16 protein-coding genes are annotated in these 14,974 nt (G+C 45.1%); 4 read left to right on the top strand and 12 right to left on the bottom strand.

What is annotated here, in order from left to right; translation table 11 throughout:
• Window positions 1–40: 40 nt before the first annotated feature.
• Complete coding sequence (locus HUS26_RS16775; RefSeq protein WP_173918189.1) at window positions 41–1,303, bottom strand: extracellular solute-binding protein; 1,263 nt, start codon at window positions 1,301–1,303, stop codon at window positions 41–43.
• 448 nt (window positions 1,304–1,751) lie between these two features.
• Between HUS26_RS16775 and HUS26_RS16770 the strand changes: the two genes are divergently transcribed.
• Together HUS26_RS16770 and HUS26_RS16765 are read left to right on the top strand one after the other, a co-directional pair.
• A complete protein-coding gene (locus tag HUS26_RS16770; protein ID WP_173918188.1) occupies window positions 1,752–2,102 on the top strand; it encodes a hypothetical protein in 351 nt (116 codons plus the stop codon).
• Window positions 2,103–2,488: 386 nt separating this feature from the next.
• Window positions 2,489–3,229, top strand: coding sequence for an HAD family hydrolase (locus tag HUS26_RS16765; RefSeq protein WP_173918187.1), 741 nt, complete (start codon window positions 2,489–2,491; stop codon window positions 3,227–3,229).
• A 143-nt stretch (window positions 3,230–3,372) separates the two neighbouring features.
• Here the strand turns inward: HUS26_RS16765 and HUS26_RS16760 are convergent, their stop codons facing one another.
• From HUS26_RS16760 to dacB, 11 genes are all read right to left on the bottom strand, one after another.
• Entirely contained in the window at window positions 3,373–3,981 is a 609-nt protein-coding gene (locus tag HUS26_RS16760; RefSeq protein WP_173918186.1) for a thioredoxin domain-containing protein, read from the bottom strand.
• The gene (locus HUS26_RS16755; RefSeq protein WP_173918185.1) at window positions 3,978–4,262 is read right to left on the bottom strand and encodes a hypothetical protein; all 285 of its coding nucleotides are present in this window, start codon (window positions 4,260–4,262) and stop codon (window positions 3,978–3,980) included. The genes HUS26_RS16760 and HUS26_RS16755 overlap by 4 nt, the downstream gene beginning before the upstream one ends.
• Window positions 4,259–5,122 (bottom strand): hypothetical protein, encoded by an 864-nt coding sequence (locus tag HUS26_RS16750; RefSeq protein WP_173918184.1) that lies wholly within the window; start codon window positions 5,120–5,122, stop codon window positions 4,259–4,261. Before HUS26_RS16750 ends, HUS26_RS16755 begins: the two co-directional genes overlap by 4 nt.
• Window positions 5,109–6,593, bottom strand: coding sequence for a hypothetical protein (locus HUS26_RS16745; RefSeq protein ID WP_173918183.1), 1,485 nt, complete (start codon window positions 6,591–6,593; stop codon window positions 5,109–5,111). The genes HUS26_RS16750 and HUS26_RS16745 overlap by 14 nt, the downstream gene beginning before the upstream one ends.
• Entirely contained in the window at window positions 6,568–7,320 is a 753-nt protein-coding gene (locus HUS26_RS16740; protein WP_173918182.1) for an ABC transporter ATP-binding protein, read from the bottom strand. Before HUS26_RS16740 ends, HUS26_RS16745 begins: the two co-directional genes overlap by 26 nt.
• Before the next feature lie 134 nt (window positions 7,321–7,454).
• Complete coding sequence (locus tag HUS26_RS16735; protein WP_173918181.1) at window positions 7,455–7,664, bottom strand: hypothetical protein; 210 nt, start codon at window positions 7,662–7,664, stop codon at window positions 7,455–7,457.
• 192 nt (window positions 7,665–7,856) lie between these two features.
• Complete coding sequence (locus HUS26_RS16730) at window positions 7,857–8,579, bottom strand: LytTR family DNA-binding domain-containing protein (RefSeq protein WP_173918180.1); 723 nt, start codon at window positions 8,577–8,579, stop codon at window positions 7,857–7,859.
• Window positions 8,572–8,694: a cyclic lactone autoinducer peptide gene (locus HUS26_RS16725; RefSeq protein ID WP_173918179.1), complete on the bottom strand. Its 123-nt coding sequence runs from the start codon at window positions 8,692–8,694 to the stop codon at window positions 8,572–8,574. Before HUS26_RS16725 ends, HUS26_RS16730 begins: the two co-directional genes overlap by 8 nt.
• Window positions 8,691–9,338 carry an accessory gene regulator B family protein gene (locus HUS26_RS16720; RefSeq protein WP_173918178.1) on the bottom strand — a complete coding sequence of 216 codons (648 nt, stop codon included), beginning with the start codon at window positions 9,336–9,338 and terminating at the stop codon, window positions 8,691–8,693. The genes HUS26_RS16725 and HUS26_RS16720 overlap by 4 nt, the downstream gene beginning before the upstream one ends.
• Entirely contained in the window at window positions 9,328–10,626 is a 1,299-nt protein-coding gene (locus HUS26_RS16715) for a GHKL domain-containing protein (RefSeq protein ID WP_173918177.1), read from the bottom strand. Before HUS26_RS16715 ends, HUS26_RS16720 begins: the two co-directional genes overlap by 11 nt.
• Window positions 10,627–10,846: 220 nt before the next feature.
• A complete protein-coding gene (gene dacB / locus HUS26_RS16710; RefSeq protein WP_173918176.1) occupies window positions 10,847–12,340 on the bottom strand; it encodes a D-alanyl-D-alanine carboxypeptidase/D-alanyl-D-alanine-endopeptidase in 1,494 nt (497 codons plus the stop codon).
• Window positions 12,341–12,624: 284 nt separating this feature from the next.
• Between dacB and HUS26_RS16705 the strand changes: the two genes are divergently transcribed.
• Both HUS26_RS16705 and HUS26_RS16700 read left to right on the top strand, forming a co-directional pair.
• Window positions 12,625–13,257, top strand: a complete 633-nt coding sequence (locus tag HUS26_RS16705) for an FMN-dependent NADH-azoreductase (RefSeq protein ID WP_173918175.1) — start codon at window positions 12,625–12,627, stop codon at window positions 13,255–13,257.
• A gap of 660 nt (window positions 13,258–13,917) precedes the next feature.
• The gene (locus tag HUS26_RS16700) at window positions 13,918–14,970 is read left to right on the top strand and encodes a sugar diacid recognition domain-containing protein (protein WP_173918174.1); all 1,053 of its coding nucleotides are present in this window, start codon (window positions 13,918–13,920) and stop codon (window positions 14,968–14,970) included.
• Window positions 14,971–14,974: the final 4 nt, after the last annotated feature.

Genomic DNA, 14,974 nt, shown 5'->3' with positions numbered 1-14,974 from the left:
ACCGCTCTTATCAAAAGAACAAGTCCCCCTGTTTAGATCCTTACTTGGTAGCATTCTGCCAAGCGGCATCCAGCTGCTCGATAAATTGCTCTCCTGTCATGTCTTCATTCAAGTAGAATTCTTGAGCTACCGGTGTAAAGTCGTTTTGGATGACGTTAGCCGGGAAATAGTTCTGTGCCCAAGGAATCGTTTCTCCACTGTTGGAAGCTTCAAATACCGCTTGAGACAATGGATCTAAATCATTTGCTTCAATATTTGTCATAGCTGGTACAAAGCCGAATTCCTCAACGATATAACGCTGTCCTTCTTCACTCGTGTGCATCCACTCAAGGAAATCACTGGCCGCCTGAATTTCTCCTTCATCCTTCGTGCCATTAATCGCCCAGTTTCCGCCAACACCTACAGCCAGCTTATCGTTACCCATAAGCGGGAATGGCATCATGCCAACTTCAAAGTCGAGTTCATAATCAGCCAACATGCCGTAAGCCCAGTTCCCCTGGTGGACCATAGCTGTCTTGCCTGTTGCAAAGTCACCCATCTGCTCGTCATAGTTCACATCCATTGGATTTCCGGCGTTCGCTTTAATCGCTTCCAGGAACTTGCCGAACTCCTGGAATTCTTCCGTTTCAGACATCGTCACTTCTCCAGCGCTCAAGCGATCAACGAACGCACGATAATCATCCTGAAGGGCAAATGGATAGTTACTCATGTGACCGATTAAGAAGAATGCTTCCTGGGAAAGGCTAAGTGGATTAACCCCTTCAGCACTCAATTTTTCTAATGTACTTGCGAACGAATCATAATTCGTAATATCTTCAGGGCTTACTAAATCCTTGTTATACACTAAACCATAACCTTCAACCCCATAAGGAATCCCAACAATCTGGTCACCCAGCTTTAACTCCATATCGGGAGCAATGTTTTCAACGTAAGATTCACCACTCATATCATATAAGTAAGACTCTAATCTCTCGGCTTCTCTCTCATTACCAAGCGTAAAGATGGAAGGCCCCTGGTTGCTGTTTAAACGAATTTGCAGCTGTGAGAAATAGTCATCCCCAGTTGTACCCCAAATCTCAACATCAACCCCGGTTTCCTCTGTATACTGTTCCGCCAATGCCTCAAGCTGGTCAGAAATCTCAACTTTACTTTGGAAGATCGTAATGCTGTCTGCTGCTTCTGAATCACCGCCGGATTCTCCCTCTGCACTGTCGCTTCCGGAATCCCCGCCGCTGCACGCCGCTAAAATAAGAATTAAACCAAATAATATCAGACCGCTGAGCGTCCTCTTCCCAAACGTCATGTAAATTCCTCCCCTTTTAATTGAAAAATATATAGTCAATAAAATGAATGGATTCATTTTATAGCTATCGATAGTCAGCCCGCTCTTTTTTGAAGGCTTCTTTCCCCCGTTTTTTAAGCAGGATTCTCGCAAATTCCTTTCGTCCAACAAAATCAGTTTACCGATAAAATCTTTACTTCAAATCTTTCGAAAACGTTTTAGTAAACGGTCAAAAAAATATGAAAGGGCTTACATTTAGAGTATAAGCTTGTATATACACGTAAGTCAATAATATTCTGAAAAATTTGTAGAAATATAAGATCATTACTTTTGGCTCAGCCCTTGGGATTGTGGGGTTTATGACTCTTTTTAAAATTTTGAATTCGAAATAGTTTTTTCGTTTCAGCCGAAGCTTGTCCGGGTATGATTCCTAAAAGCTGGGAAAACATAAAGAGCAGGAGGGATCAGCATGAGCAAGCAATTAAGCGTTGAGCAATTTAATGAAAACTTACAGCAATGGAGCGGTAAAACGATAAAAGTGACAAAGCATGAGCAGGGAGACGAAGACACGGTTTATATCGATTTAAATGACGTCTCCTACTCGAGGGATACAAGACGGGCCGATGAATATGAGCCGATGCATGAACTGAAGCTCAACGGCGAGGGACGGACAGAAACGGACAGAGGCGATTATCAGCCGCTTCCATCCCCTGTTTATGAAATTCCGCTGGAGGATTCAACACAATATCAATACGAGGACCATCGGTTTTCTTTAATTACCGATCGAGGCAGCTACATGATTGAGCTCGAGAATGATTAAACAGAAAGGGAACTCCCTAAACAGGAGGTTCCCTTTTTATCAGCGGAAGAATTTCTGTCAGCTAAGATAGAAATAACAGGACTTTTTGTCGAACAAAAAATCTTTAGATTCTTCAACCAAAAGGCTTTGTCGGTAAGGGTGACGTACAGACCGCTTTAAGTCTTAATAACGCACAGCTGCCATCCGAAGCAGGAATCCAGGCGTTTACAAATGAAACGGTTGATACGTATGAAGTAACGGTACAGCCTCATCAAGCCAGAAGCGTAAAACAAATCAACCGATTAACCTAAATGGGGAAGCCGTGAATTTTTACCGTCTTATACATATTTTTGTCCATCCATCTAATGATAAGTGTACTCTTATTTCATTAAAGGAGCTTTACACCTATGACCCCACAAGTGCTGATCTTTGATTTAGATGATACATTGGTTCATTGCAATAAATACTTCAAGGACGCCATCGATCAGTTTACCATTGAGCTGCTCGCCTGGTTCCCTTGTGCATCGCCTGAAGAGCTTAAGAAAAAACAGCTGGAGATTGATATCAAGAGTATTGAAGAACACGGGCTGAATTCCGCCCGTTTTCCAGAATCGCTCGTGGATACGTACAGTTACTTTTCAAAAAAATACGACCGCCCTGTCCAAGAAAGTGAAATCCAGCGGATCCGTACAATTGGACAAAGCGTCTTCCAGGTCGAAGTCCAGCCGCTTCCCCATATGTATGAAGTGTTAAACGAGCTGAAAGAAGATGGACATGAACTTTATTTATTCACAGGGGGAGATGAAGATAATCAGCATCGGAAGGTTCACCAGCTTGAATTATATACGTATTTTGAAGACCGTATCTTTATTTACAATCATAAAAATACAAACGCTCTCGAGGAGGTCGTGGATACGATCAAGTGTGACCGTAATGTCACGTGGATGATCGGGAATTCCTTAAGGACAGATATTACCCCCGGGCTTAAGCTCGGTTTGAACACGATCCACATCCCTGCGGAGCTGGAATGGAAATATAATAATAAAATTGAAACGAACGTCCTCCCCAATCATAAGATACAGACACTGAATTCCTTACGGGAAGTGCCGCCGTTTATTAGAGAAAATATATATGATACCTGCCACTAAACCAACGAGCTTCGTTTCGTATACTGTTGAAGATTGTTCCTCTTTATTCTCTACCAGCCTAGAGAGCCGTTTCTTGACGGCTCTCTTTTCGTTTTGTCAGCCGCTGCTTAATCCGCCCTCAAGCGATGCGGGGGAGATTTTTATTATTCAAGCGAGGACTGCAGCAGTTTTTTGAAGGCTTTTTCCGTTAACGCTCCTTGTACTTTTTTATCATTGACGAAGATCGTCGGTGTGCCTGAGACGTTTAGCTCTTTCGTTTCCTCCTGGATCGTAGCGCGTTCCTCCTCCAAATCTACGGCCTGAGTCAGGTTCATCTCTTCGAGGTATTCGATCAGTTCCTTTTCATTCAGCTTGGACCACGACTGCTGTTCTTGAAAGATCTGGTCCATGACTTCAGGCTTCGTCTCATCGTCTTCTAAGGAGGCCACCCTCTCACTGACGAGCGGGCTCTTCGTAAACTGATCGAGGCTCGTATGCTTAAAAATATAGTAGACGGCACCGCTGTCGATCGCCTGTTTGAGCGCTTCCTTAATTTCTTGATGGCTCTTCTGACAGGAAGGGCATTCGAAGTTGGAGAACTCAACGATCTTCACAGGGGCCGTTTCATTACCAAAGGCGTAGCCCGTGTCCGAGATGGACTCGATCTTATGCTGACTGGCTGTCGTCTCTTGAGAGCTGTAGCTGAAGATATAAAAAAGAGCGGCAGCGAATAGGAAGAAACCAATCAGGACGACCCAGCGGTTTTTCGTCATGCTGTCCCCTGCTTTTTAGAATTCTTTACGATGAAACTGACGGAAAGAATGATCAAGATCAACAAAGCGGTCGTGCCTACGACATAAAGGATGCCTGGTGAAATATTGAGTGAAAATCCAGCCGGGTCTCTCTGCACGTCGAGGTTATAAAAACTGCCCAGCTCGATGGAGTTAAACGTAAATAAAGAATAAAGCGTAATCCCCGCAAACCCGGCGAATACAAGCACGATCGCCGTAATAATCGAAATGAAAAGCAGCTTAAGGACTGAAGTCATTCTCATAGTAAAAACTCCCTTTCGTTTATGGAATATTTAAAGTTTCGTCCATCCCCAATGAACGGAAGAAGATAAAGCAGGTGCAGCAGGAAAATTCCCGCACATACATGGAGCGTCAAATGCCAGAACGGCTGGGTCACGAGCATTGTCAGCCAAAGGCCCGCCCCCCCAACTGATGCCGTCAGCAACGGACCGGCGGTGATGACTTGCAGGTCCTCCTCCATTTGCGGACGGACGACTTTTAACGTGAGCACCTGCTCTTTGATATGGCCTAAGTTCGGGTTCTTCGTCAGGCGGCGCAGCAGATAGAGGTGCGCGGCTTCATGAACCGCGATGCTTAAGATGATCGAAAGGATCACGACGAGTAAGGAAACTGGATAGATAATCAGCGGTGTCTGCCCGCTCATCATGATGAGCCCGCAGGCCAGTAAAAGAAACAGCAGCAAAATCGGCATCATTTTTCTCAAGGTGATCCACGTCAGGGAAAACAGGATTTTCATAAAAGAAAACCCTTGAAACGAGTGGCGCTGATAGGAAAACTCCCGCACCATCGGATTCATCATTGATATGGATGCCTGGCGTAGTTTTTCTTTCAGCGTCCCCGGCAGATCAATCAACAGATGGCGCTTCATCGACAGTAGCAGCGTTGTAAAATCCTGTTCGATTAACTGCGGATCCGCGTCCGGGTAATCGGCCTGAAGCATTGCCATAATCTCTTCAAATGTGCGCCGGCCATCCACTTTGGAGAGCATCATAAACGTCGGCTGGTTAATCGGATGCTTTTTATTCAGAGAGAGATCAAACAAATAGGACTCGTACAGCTCAATATCATAGGAAAACTTTGGAACCGTTTTAGATGAAATCACCGGATCGCCTCCATGTCAGGATGAATTTAAGAACGGCCAGCAGCACACAGCATGTGCCTAAAGCCGAAATCGAATAGTAGTCCGAAGGGATAACATTCATAACTTTAGACATCAAGTACAGCATCGGAATTGCTAAAAAGCTGCCGATCACCGCAGCAAAAGCCGTGGAATACGGCTGTTCCGGTGAATACGGAAGGATGACACCGGCCAGGAACAGGGCGATCGACACGAGGATGCCAATATACATATTTTCAAAGTAGCTCATCACGGTGAAATCGACCTTGATGGAGAACAGCAGAAACAGTACGCCAGCGAGCACAAGGTTAAAGAGGAGGGTTCCGATTAATTTCCCAAAGATCCAGTAGTCGAGCTTATAGGGGAGCGTCAGGTAATAGCGGAACTGCTCCCTCTCGCGTCCAAACGAATTGAAGCTCTGCGTGCTGCTGAGCAGGAAAATCAGCAGTATGATAATCCCGGAATACGACACTGGATTCGTAAAGACGAGCAGCAGCGAAGCAAAAATAAACAAAAGAATATAATAGAACAAATTTTCCCGGTTTCTCAGGTTTTCCTTCACCTCTTTAACGATGACAGAGGCGAATGGACTTTTCACAAAAGGCAGCCATTTAAACAGGGCAAAGCCTCGCGCTTCCACTAACCGTGCCGGTAAAAAGACGGTAAGCAGAAACAGTGCGAGCAGCAGGAGGACAAGCCCGTTGACAGCGGCAATTTCTAAAGGACGGCTTTCGTAAAGTCCCGGAATACTGGAAAAAACGTTGACTAAACTTATGTATAAAAAGTTAAAGCTCATATTTTCATAGAGCGTCTGCAGCATCGTAATCTTGAAGTTAAGTGCAAAATAACCAAGTAAGCTGAGCAGAGCCAGTCCGAGACTGAATAGACGGCTGTAGGGCAGGTTCAGCACATACCCGAAGATAAAGCTGTACACCTCAATCAGAATTAAAGTTGAAAGCAGTACGAAAAGTATCTGCAGCCACATGGAAAAAAGCAGCAGGACGAGCTGGGCCGGTGTCAGGGAAATCCCGAGGCCGATGGCGAGCAGGACAGGTATGTATAGAACCGATAAAAGTGTAAGGACAATAAGCACTAACGGAATATAGTAGCCAATTTTCCTCTGAAAGCCAGAAACAGGCATCCAGTGCAGGTTGATTTCAAGCGTATTACGCTCAGGCGAAATTAAGAGAAAGATCGTCAAAAGCAGGCCTGCGAAAAGAGATAAGTTGATGAACAAAGCCGCGAGCAGTACCGGAATCATGCGATAGTCGTCAAGTCCGTAAGACTGGATAAACGGATAGATCCCCTGATAGGCGAGGACAATCAGAAAACAGAACAACACGGCCGCTGTCAAAGGCACACCGATTTTGAGCGCAGGATAGGCATCGACCCAGTTTTTGTATTTATTTTTCCACGTTAAATAAATTACCTTAGAGATCATGAATGATTTTTTCAACTTCGATCCCTCTTTCAATTAATCCGGAGGCCACCATAAAGCAATCCTCCAGAGAATTTACTTGGTACTGCTGAAGCAGATCTGCGACGTATCCTTCAGCAACCATGCTGCCTTTTGAAAGAATGCCGACCCGATCACACAGCACCTGGGCACTCAGCAGATCATGTGTCGCAATGAAGATACTCTTCTTCTGGTCCTTCCGCTTTTGAATAATCCGTTTAAATAAAATAACACCCTCAGGATCCAGTCCTCTGAAGGGTTCATCTAAAATAAGCAGCTGCGGGTCGTGAATTAAAGCGGAAATGAGCTGGAGCTTCTTCTTCATGCCATGGGAATATTCGCTGATCAATAAGTTCATCGCCGGCGTCAGCTGCATCAGATCGACAAGCTTTTCGATTAAAGCCGGCTGGGTGGAATCATACATTTTCGAGACAAATTCTAAATGCTCACGACCGGTTAATGTCTCTGGCAGCAGCAGCTCATCGGGCACGTAGCCGAAATACTGTCTCGCCTTAAGGGAGTGGGAAGGATAGCCGTTGATGGAAGCTTCCCCCTGTGTCGGTTTAAGTAACGAGGTGATAATGCTGATGGTTGTCGTTTTTCCCGACCCGTTCGGCCCGATCATTCCATAGATCTCCCCTTTATTTACATGAAAGGATAATTGATCAAGAGCCTTCACTTTGTTCTTATAAATCTTGTCGACGTGTAACAGCTCTAAACTTTTCAATAGTGTCACCCACTTTATGTTATAATTTTAAAGAATGACCATTACCAATCTATTTCTTACATGAGAAATTATGTATGAAAATGGGGAGGGAGTGAAGCCGTAACCCATCACAATTAGCGGCTCCACTCCTTAGGTCATCTACATTCGATCTTTACACTGAATGGGCTCGACCAAGTCCAGGAACCAGTGAAAGATTCACGAGCATACATAAAGCACCACGCCATCGCTCCAAGAACGATCGTTGCGCCTAAAGCAAGAAGAACTGCTAAGGCCACTATATGCCACGCCTCATCCTCCATCACATTCATGTTATCCACGGCAAGAGTCGGTGATTGATAAGTCATTGTTACACCCCCTTTTCATGTATTACAGATCGATGAAGCTTAAGTACCTGTAAAAGAAAGTAAGTATGATCTGTTAAGGCTATATTAGCAGATCATACTTACTTTTCGGGGGTTTGTGACGATCAGGGTAAAAACAGCTTGGATTAGGTTTTCCTTCTGAGTCTTCAGGGTGAACTTAAGTCTCACCTCTTTTTAGCATGTGTAGCTGAGCTGACTTTTAAACTCTTTTATTTTATGTTTGCTGAGCTTCGCCATTGGAAGAATCCCGCCAAATGATAGATTGTAAGAATTCATAAACTCATCCGGCTCAATTCCATTCACTTTTTCCACAGCGACGAGGTAAGACTGGTGACTGCGGTAAAACCCTTTATTCCGCAGTTTCTTCTCAAGGATGGCCACACCCTCAGAGGTTTCAACGACTTCATTATTAGTTAAGTATAGGTAGCTCTTTCTGCCGTTTTTTTCTATGAACAGGATCTCGTCAGTTGACACCAGCTTTAGGGCCGCCTGCACTTTAACCCCTATTTTACTGGTCTTTTTTACCGCCCCCTTCTCTGTCACCCGCCGTAAGGCTCTTTCGGTTTGCACGATATTGAGCGGCTTGATGATATAATCTACGGGGTTCGCTTGAAAGCTTTCCAATGCATAGCCCGTATGCCCCGTGACAAACACAATCGGCAGCGCAGGATACTGATGGCGGATCGAGCAGGCCAGCGAGATCCCGTCCGTCTCCGGCATTTCTATGTCCAGAAAAACCACGTCAAAATGATCATCAGCCAACAGCTGAAACGCCTCATTCGGCGTCTGAATCCCTTTAACTTCCCCTACATAAGGAAATCCCTGCAGCACCCTTGATGCATGCTCCAGACAGATTTCCTGATCATCAATGATTAAAATGCTCAGTTGATTATTCATCTTTCACATCCTTTGGTAATTCCGGCTCATGCAAAAACCAAAAGCAGCTGCTCATCGTCGAAATCTGACTGACAGCTATTCCAACCAGACCAATCATTTTTAACAGGATCGTCAACTCACTCTCCTCCTTTCCGCAGGGTTTGTAGACAAACTATTAAAAAACTGAATAGTTTTATCCCCGAAAGGAGTTAAGGAAAAGACTTGATAGAATAGGGCCATTCCGATCACAAACTGAAGGGAAGGATCGGTAATGATAGAAAGCATCAGAATGGATAATAGCGTATAAAGGGCGACAGAAACCCCTTTAAAAACAAGCAAGCGTGTATGTGAAAAAAGGAGCTTCGTCTTATACAGCCTCGGTGCAAAAACGGCGGTGAGGATCAAACCAGCCGCCAATATCACGAAAGTTGGAACAAGCGGAATATGTAAGCCCTGCTGTTCAAAGGCAGCGGCCAAAAATGAGGAAAACAGAATCTGCACGGTTCCCACTGCAAAGCACCACCAGTAGGAAGCAAAGTGAACGCCTCCAGAAGCCATCCTTAAAAGTGCGCCGGTGATTAAGCAGACGAGCGCCTCTTTGTGCAGCTGAAACGGAAACGCAAGCAGAACCACGGCCATTACCTGATAAAACCCCGATAGGACCCACTCGAGTCCGTAGCGGATATGATCCGACTGGCTCCTGAACTCATGATGAGCCTCCGTCACGGCATCCGCCAGTTTCAGAGCGACACCGGCCGGTGAAACATCGTTAATGCTCATACTCATGCCTCCTCGGAAGGAAAGTATGGAAGCTGATCTGATCATCATCGACTTCCGGATAAATCATCCCATTGTATTTCTCCACGGTTTTCCGCACAGAAGAAAGACCGATACCTTGGTTGTGATCTGTCTTTTTCGTCGTGTACCCTTCCTCAAAGAAGTTGGCTAAATCGGCTTCGCCGAGGTTAAACGAATTCGTCACCACGATAAACTGATCCTCCTCCGTCTCCCCGAACTCCACGGATATCCTCTTCGGTTCAGGAGTCGATTCTGTAGCTTCAATGGCATTACGAATCAAATTCCCGAGAATCTGATTAATCTCATAAACTTTCAGCGGCGTATCCAGCAAATGACTGTTAACCGCATAATCAATCGTAATCCCCTTTAACTGAGCTGTCTGTTTTAACGTATGTAATAAAGCCGTCATCGCCGGGTGCTTAAGCGTCATCGTCTGATTAAGCGCATTCGTCACCTCGACCAATTCACTGATGTACTTTTTGGAGCTTTCCACATCTTCTTTAAGAAGCAGGCCATAGATGGAGTTTAAATGATGAATAAAGTCGTGGTGCTGGGATCTGATTTCCCTGAAGTGAGCGATTGCTTCTGATTGAAGCTGATGGTCAATTTTAATATCCGTAATTTTCTGTGAAAGCTGAAGCATTTTACGAACCGACCATAGAAAGAAAATGAGAATCGAGGCAAATAACAGCGTCGCCAGCAGACGTGCCAGCTGACTGTCCGCCCGGTAGACCAGGATGTACAGCACAAAAAAGGATATACAAAGGAGCATGACAATCGCATTGAGGTAATACCCAAACTTGCGGTCATCCGTTGAAGCACTCGCAATCAATTCGCTGTCATGGATTATAATTTTCTTTTTTCTAAGAATATGTAAGCAAACTAATAGTAATAAAACATGAGGAATCGATAATAACAGGCGTGTCCAATCATTCTGCAGCAATTGGGTTATGTCGTCGACAAAGAAGCTGATTAAGCTGAAACTGAGGGCCTCAGCCAGTAACAATGAAATCGTGCCGATAAACACAACCATCAAGGCACTCTTCATAGTCAGAGATAAAATCGGGGCAATCACAAGTGAAATTAATATCGCTGCAAAAGAGATATAGACCAGGGAAGGCACATGATCCCTGATCACCATAAAGAAAACTCCAATACTCATACTAACGAACACCAGTGTCCATTTCTGCTGAAGCCGGTTGATACAAGCCAGGCCGATCAGCAGAATGAGCAGGGTTTCAATCGTACTGCCGATAAATGTAATAAGCATGACAATTTCCCTTTTACAATTTTATTAATTATTGTTATATATACCAAATAATAAACCTAACCGCCCGTAAAGTAAACCAAATATTAGTATATTAGGGGGAAACTTGGAAATTCAGAAATTTGCTTCGGACGAACGCGCAATCCTCCTCACTTGCATGTCCGCCCGCTTTAAGAAATCAGCAAATTTATTACCGCCTACACCTTCGTTTAACAAAGCCTATTTATTCGGACTCATGCTCTGCTAAGGTCACAGCGATTTTGTCTTCAATGGCCCGGACAGATCCGAGATAATTATTTAAAACGATGGAGAATACCAGCTCCTCCCCGTCTTTTGTTGTGACATACCCGGAAAGTGATGTTACGGCTGTGATCGATCCTGTTTTCGCCTGAATGTTCCCTTCAGCCGCTGTTCCGTCAAAACGGTTACGCAGCGTACCGCCAACAAAGCGGTCACTGTCGCCCGCTACTGGCAAGGACTTCAAATAAGCCGGGAACCAGTCTTTTTCCTGCACTTCATATAAAAGTTTTGAGAACTCGTTGGCAGGGACATTATTCACGTGAGACATGCCGGATCCGTCACGCAGCCTCAGCGTATCCGCATTTACCCCGTTATCCGCTAAGAATTCTTCTACGACTTGAAGGCCTTTATCCCAGCTGCCTTCCTCATGAACGACTCTCCCCATTTCTTTTACTAAAACTTCGGCATGGCCATTATTGCTAAGCTTCATAAAAGGAATGAACAGATCTTCTACCGGCATTGAGTCTTTAGATACAAGCAGCTCAGCAGCTTTTGGAGTTTTACCTGTGCGCTCTTCCCCTTTGATTTTGATTCCCTGTTCTTCTAAAGCTTCATGAAATAAATCTAAAGCAAGGCCTGCCGGTTCATCAACAGCCACCCAGGAACGCGAGCGGCTCCCGTCCACTGGAATCTCGCCTTCAATCACAATCTGATTGGTTCCATGTGTCCGTTCGATCGAGATATCTTTTTCCTGATCTTCAGCCACAGTTTCTGCTTTATTTATGATTTCCACATAATCATTTTCAGGAGTTACTATAATCTCAGCCGGCTCTCCTTTTGTATTAGAAGGATGCGCTTCAACGATGACTGTCCCCGCATCATAATCCTCATTTGGCGACACGGTGAGTGCCGATATTTGCGCGGCCGTATAATTGGTTTCATCGTTCCAGGAGATATCCTCGGATAAGCGGATATCGTCATACCACGTATCATCTGCAATCAGATCCCCAGTAATCTGGCGGATCCCTTTTTCTTTCAGCGACTGAGCCATCGCTTCAAGATCCTCTGCCATTAACGTAGGATCACCTTTCCCTTTCAAATAAAGGTCGCCCTGAAGCATTTTACCGTTACCCTTCCTTTCACCGTCTGCTAATACCTCTGTTGTAAACGTATAATCCGTCCCCAGTGTTTCAAGGGCAGCAGCCCCCGTCAGAAGCTTCATGTTAGAAGCAGGCTTTAACCGAAGATCCCCGTCATTTTCATAAATCAATTCACCGGTTTCCGCCGAGCGTACACTGACACCCGCAAGCGCACCATTCAATTTTTCATCCGTCAAGATCACATTGAGCTTATCGGATAGAGCGGCATTCTCGTAAAAAGCGCTCACCTGGGGCTCTTCATAGGATGGGTAAGGGATGAACATCAAAAACACAGCAAAGAAAAGGACAATCATTTGTTTGCTTTTAATCGATAGCATAAGTATGTATTTTCCTCCTTGAATAATTTGGTAACTTTAACAATAGCAAAAGATACAGAAAATTTTAACAATTTTATGTCGAATCCATAGAAAACAGCCCAATAGTTGCATTTAAAAAAACTCGCTTCTTCCATACATAGTATGAAGCAAGGTTTTATTTATATGAGGCTGCCAGAGCATGAGAAATACAAGACAAGCATAAAAATTGAAATCTCAGTTTCGAGGTTTTATAATGAGTTCTGTTAAATCATTACGATCACTACAACATGGAGGGACTTTTTTAAATGAACGTATTAGTAATAAAAGCGAACAACCGTCCTGATGGAATCTCTACAAAAATGTACGAGACGTTTCTTGAGAATATAAAAGGCAATGAAGAAATCAACGTAAGCACGTATGACGTATTCGAGGAAGACACTCCTTATTTTGGCCAGGAGCTATTCAGCGCATTAGGCAAGCAGCACGAAGGTGTTGCCTTAACAGACGTAGAGCAGCGTCTGCTGGATGCCAAGCAAAAAGCGAAAGATGCCGTAAGTGCCGCTGACGTCATTGTCGTTGCCTTCCCGCTTTGGAACTTCACCATTCCGGCGAAGCTGCAGACATTCATTGATTATCTTGCAGAAGCCGGCTTTAGCTTCAAATATACAGAAGACGGCCTGAAGCCGCTTATGGATGACAAACGCGTCATTCTATTGAACGCGCGCGGCGGTGTTTACTCTGATCCATCCATGGCGCCAATGGAAATGTCCCTAAACTATATGCGCAATGTATTCGGCGGACTGTTCGGTATGCAGGTTAAAGATGAAGTGGTCATCGAAGGCCATAACGCACAGCCGGACAAAGCAGAAGAAATCGTTCAGCAAGGTCTTGAAAAAGTAGCGGAATCTGCTAAAAACCTTTCTTACCAAAACGCTTAAATAAAAAGCCTGATCCTAATCAAGGATCAGGCTTTTCTTGTGGAGAAATCTCATGCTTTTAGACGACCGACTTTTCTTTCGAAGGATCGCGCAAAGGGCTCCGGGAAACGGATCGCTTTCCATGGGCGTACGGTGAGCTTCCTTAAGGCTTCGCCTTGCGGGGATCTCACCCTGCACGTTCCTCCCATAGGAGTCTCCCCGTTTCCCTTCGCCCTTATCCTGACAAGTTTTTCTCTCTCGTTCTATTTGCTCTTTTCCTGGGGTCTAAGCTTTTAAGAATGCAGGGTACCAGGTGAAGAGTCGTGGGATTCCTCTTCACGCAAGGGCAGGATTCCATTCACCTTTTCGCTTGTAATGGGGAGGTAAGCACCGAGACTCCTACGGGAGACGCAAGACTGGCAAGACCCCACAGGGCTTAAAAGCCCGAGGAGACTTGCCGTCTTCCCCGTGGAAAGCGAGGTGCTTCCCGACGCATTCGTCCCCTTTATGACCAATGGAATCCCGATTACCACGCTAGAGGAAATCAAGGTCTGATAGAGGGCAATTTTAATAAAAAGCGGGCGGCGTGGGGTTTCTGGAGGAGGATTGGGCGGCAGAAGGCTAACCATGACAATTAGGTTTTACTTTTTGGTATGATGGTAACAAAAAGGAGTCACAGCCATGGAACTGACTGAGCAATTAGGGCGGGAAATTATCTCGCGCTTATCCAAATACATAGATGTGCCGATCAACCTCATGAACGCCCGCGGAAAAATTGTCGCAAGCACTGATCCAGAGCGCGTCGGTCAGCTGCATGGCGGGGCGCGTGCCGTCATCGAAGCTAAGAATGCGCAAATCATTACAGAGAAAGACGTTGATCATTTTTCTAATGCGAAATCAGGAGTCAACTTACCGATCTTCCACCGCGGGGAGCTGGCAGGAGTCGTCGGTCTGACCGGAAACCCCGATCACGTCATGCAGGCCGCACGAATGACGCAAGGCTCTGTAGAGATCACGCTTGAGCAAATGCATATGCAGAAGCAAGCTTTTTTCCTGGAGCGGCAGTGGAACCAGTGGCTGCAGCAGCTGCTTCATCCGGTCAAAGTCAACCTTGAGGAATTAGAGCGGGAAGCGAAGTATACCCTCCAAGTAGATGTGCACAAACAGTGGCAGGTGGTCATTTATCAATCACAGAACGCTTTTGAACTGGCTGATAAAATCCGCCCTCTCCTGGAAAACTATGACCCTCTCTTCATTTTGCCTTACCAGGAAAACACGGTCGTCGTTCCCCTTCCCTTTGAGGGTGAGCGTCTGTTAATCCCTAACCTTGAAGGTGTGTACATCGGGGCTGGACAGCCTGGATATTCAATCGAAGGCATCCGACAGTCCTGCAAGCAGGCGCGTGAAGCAATTGAACTTGCCGGAGAAAAAGGGAAAGTTATAGAAAGCGAGTCGATTAAAACCGAGCGGCTCCTTTATCATTTGGATCCGGACGTTTTTCGTGAAGTTACTGATCCCTACGTCCAGCGTCTTCAAAAGCTCGATCCGTCCTATCTAGAGACGCTGGAGCACTTTTTCGAGAATGACTTAAAGATGAACCAAACCGCAGAGGTTCTGCACATTCATCGAAATACATTGATTTACCGTTTGGATCAGCTGAGTAAAAAAGTGGGTCTTGATCCGAGAGTTTTTAATGAAGCGATTCTATTGAAAAGTATTTTAACGAAGAGATAGAGTA

It is taken from the genome of Halobacillus sp. Marseille-Q1614, assembly GCF_902809865.1.
GTDB lineage: Bacteria > Bacillota > Bacilli > Bacillales > Halobacillaceae > Halobacillus_A.
Note: the sequence above shows the minus strand (reverse complement) of the source record. Positions and strands in the feature narration are given on the sequence as shown.

Bases quoted from the DNA above. Each gene is read 5' to 3' on its own strand.
- HUS26_RS16730 (WP_173918180.1), bottom strand. From the start codon at position 8,579: ATGAATAATCAACTGAGCATTTTAATCATTGATGATCAGGAAATCTGT.
- HUS26_RS16720 (WP_173918178.1), bottom strand. From the start codon at position 9,338: ATGAGCATTAACGATGTTTCACCGGCCGGTGTCGCTCTGAAACTGGCG.
- HUS26_RS16770 (WP_173918188.1), top strand. From the start codon at position 1,752: ATGAGCAAGCAATTAAGCGTTGAGCAATTTAATGAAAACTTACAGCAA.
- HUS26_RS16735 (WP_173918181.1), bottom strand. From the start codon at position 7,664: ATGACTTATCAATCACCGACTCTTGCCGTGGATAACATGAATGTGATG.
- HUS26_RS16715 (WP_173918177.1), bottom strand. From the start codon at position 10,626: ATGCTTATTACATTTATCGGCAGTACGATTGAAACCCTGCTCATTCTG.
- HUS26_RS16775 (WP_173918189.1), bottom strand. From the start codon at position 1,303: ATGACGTTTGGGAAGAGGACGCTCAGCGGTCTGATATTATTTGGTTTA.
- dacB (WP_173918176.1), bottom strand. From the start codon at position 12,340: ATGCTATCGATTAAAAGCAAACAAATGATTGTCCTTTTCTTTGCTGTG.
- HUS26_RS16755 (WP_173918185.1), bottom strand. From the start codon at position 4,262: ATGAGAATGACTTCAGTCCTTAAGCTGCTTTTCATTTCGATTATTACG.
- HUS26_RS16700 (WP_173918174.1), top strand. From the start codon at position 13,918: ATGGAACTGACTGAGCAATTAGGGCGGGAAATTATCTCGCGCTTATCC.
- HUS26_RS16760 (WP_173918186.1), bottom strand. From the start codon at position 3,981: ATGACGAAAAACCGCTGGGTCGTCCTGATTGGTTTCTTCCTATTCGCT.
- HUS26_RS16705 (WP_173918175.1), top strand. From the start codon at position 12,625: ATGAACGTATTAGTAATAAAAGCGAACAACCGTCCTGATGGAATCTCT.
- HUS26_RS16765 (WP_173918187.1), top strand. From the start codon at position 2,489: ATGACCCCACAAGTGCTGATCTTTGATTTAGATGATACATTGGTTCAT.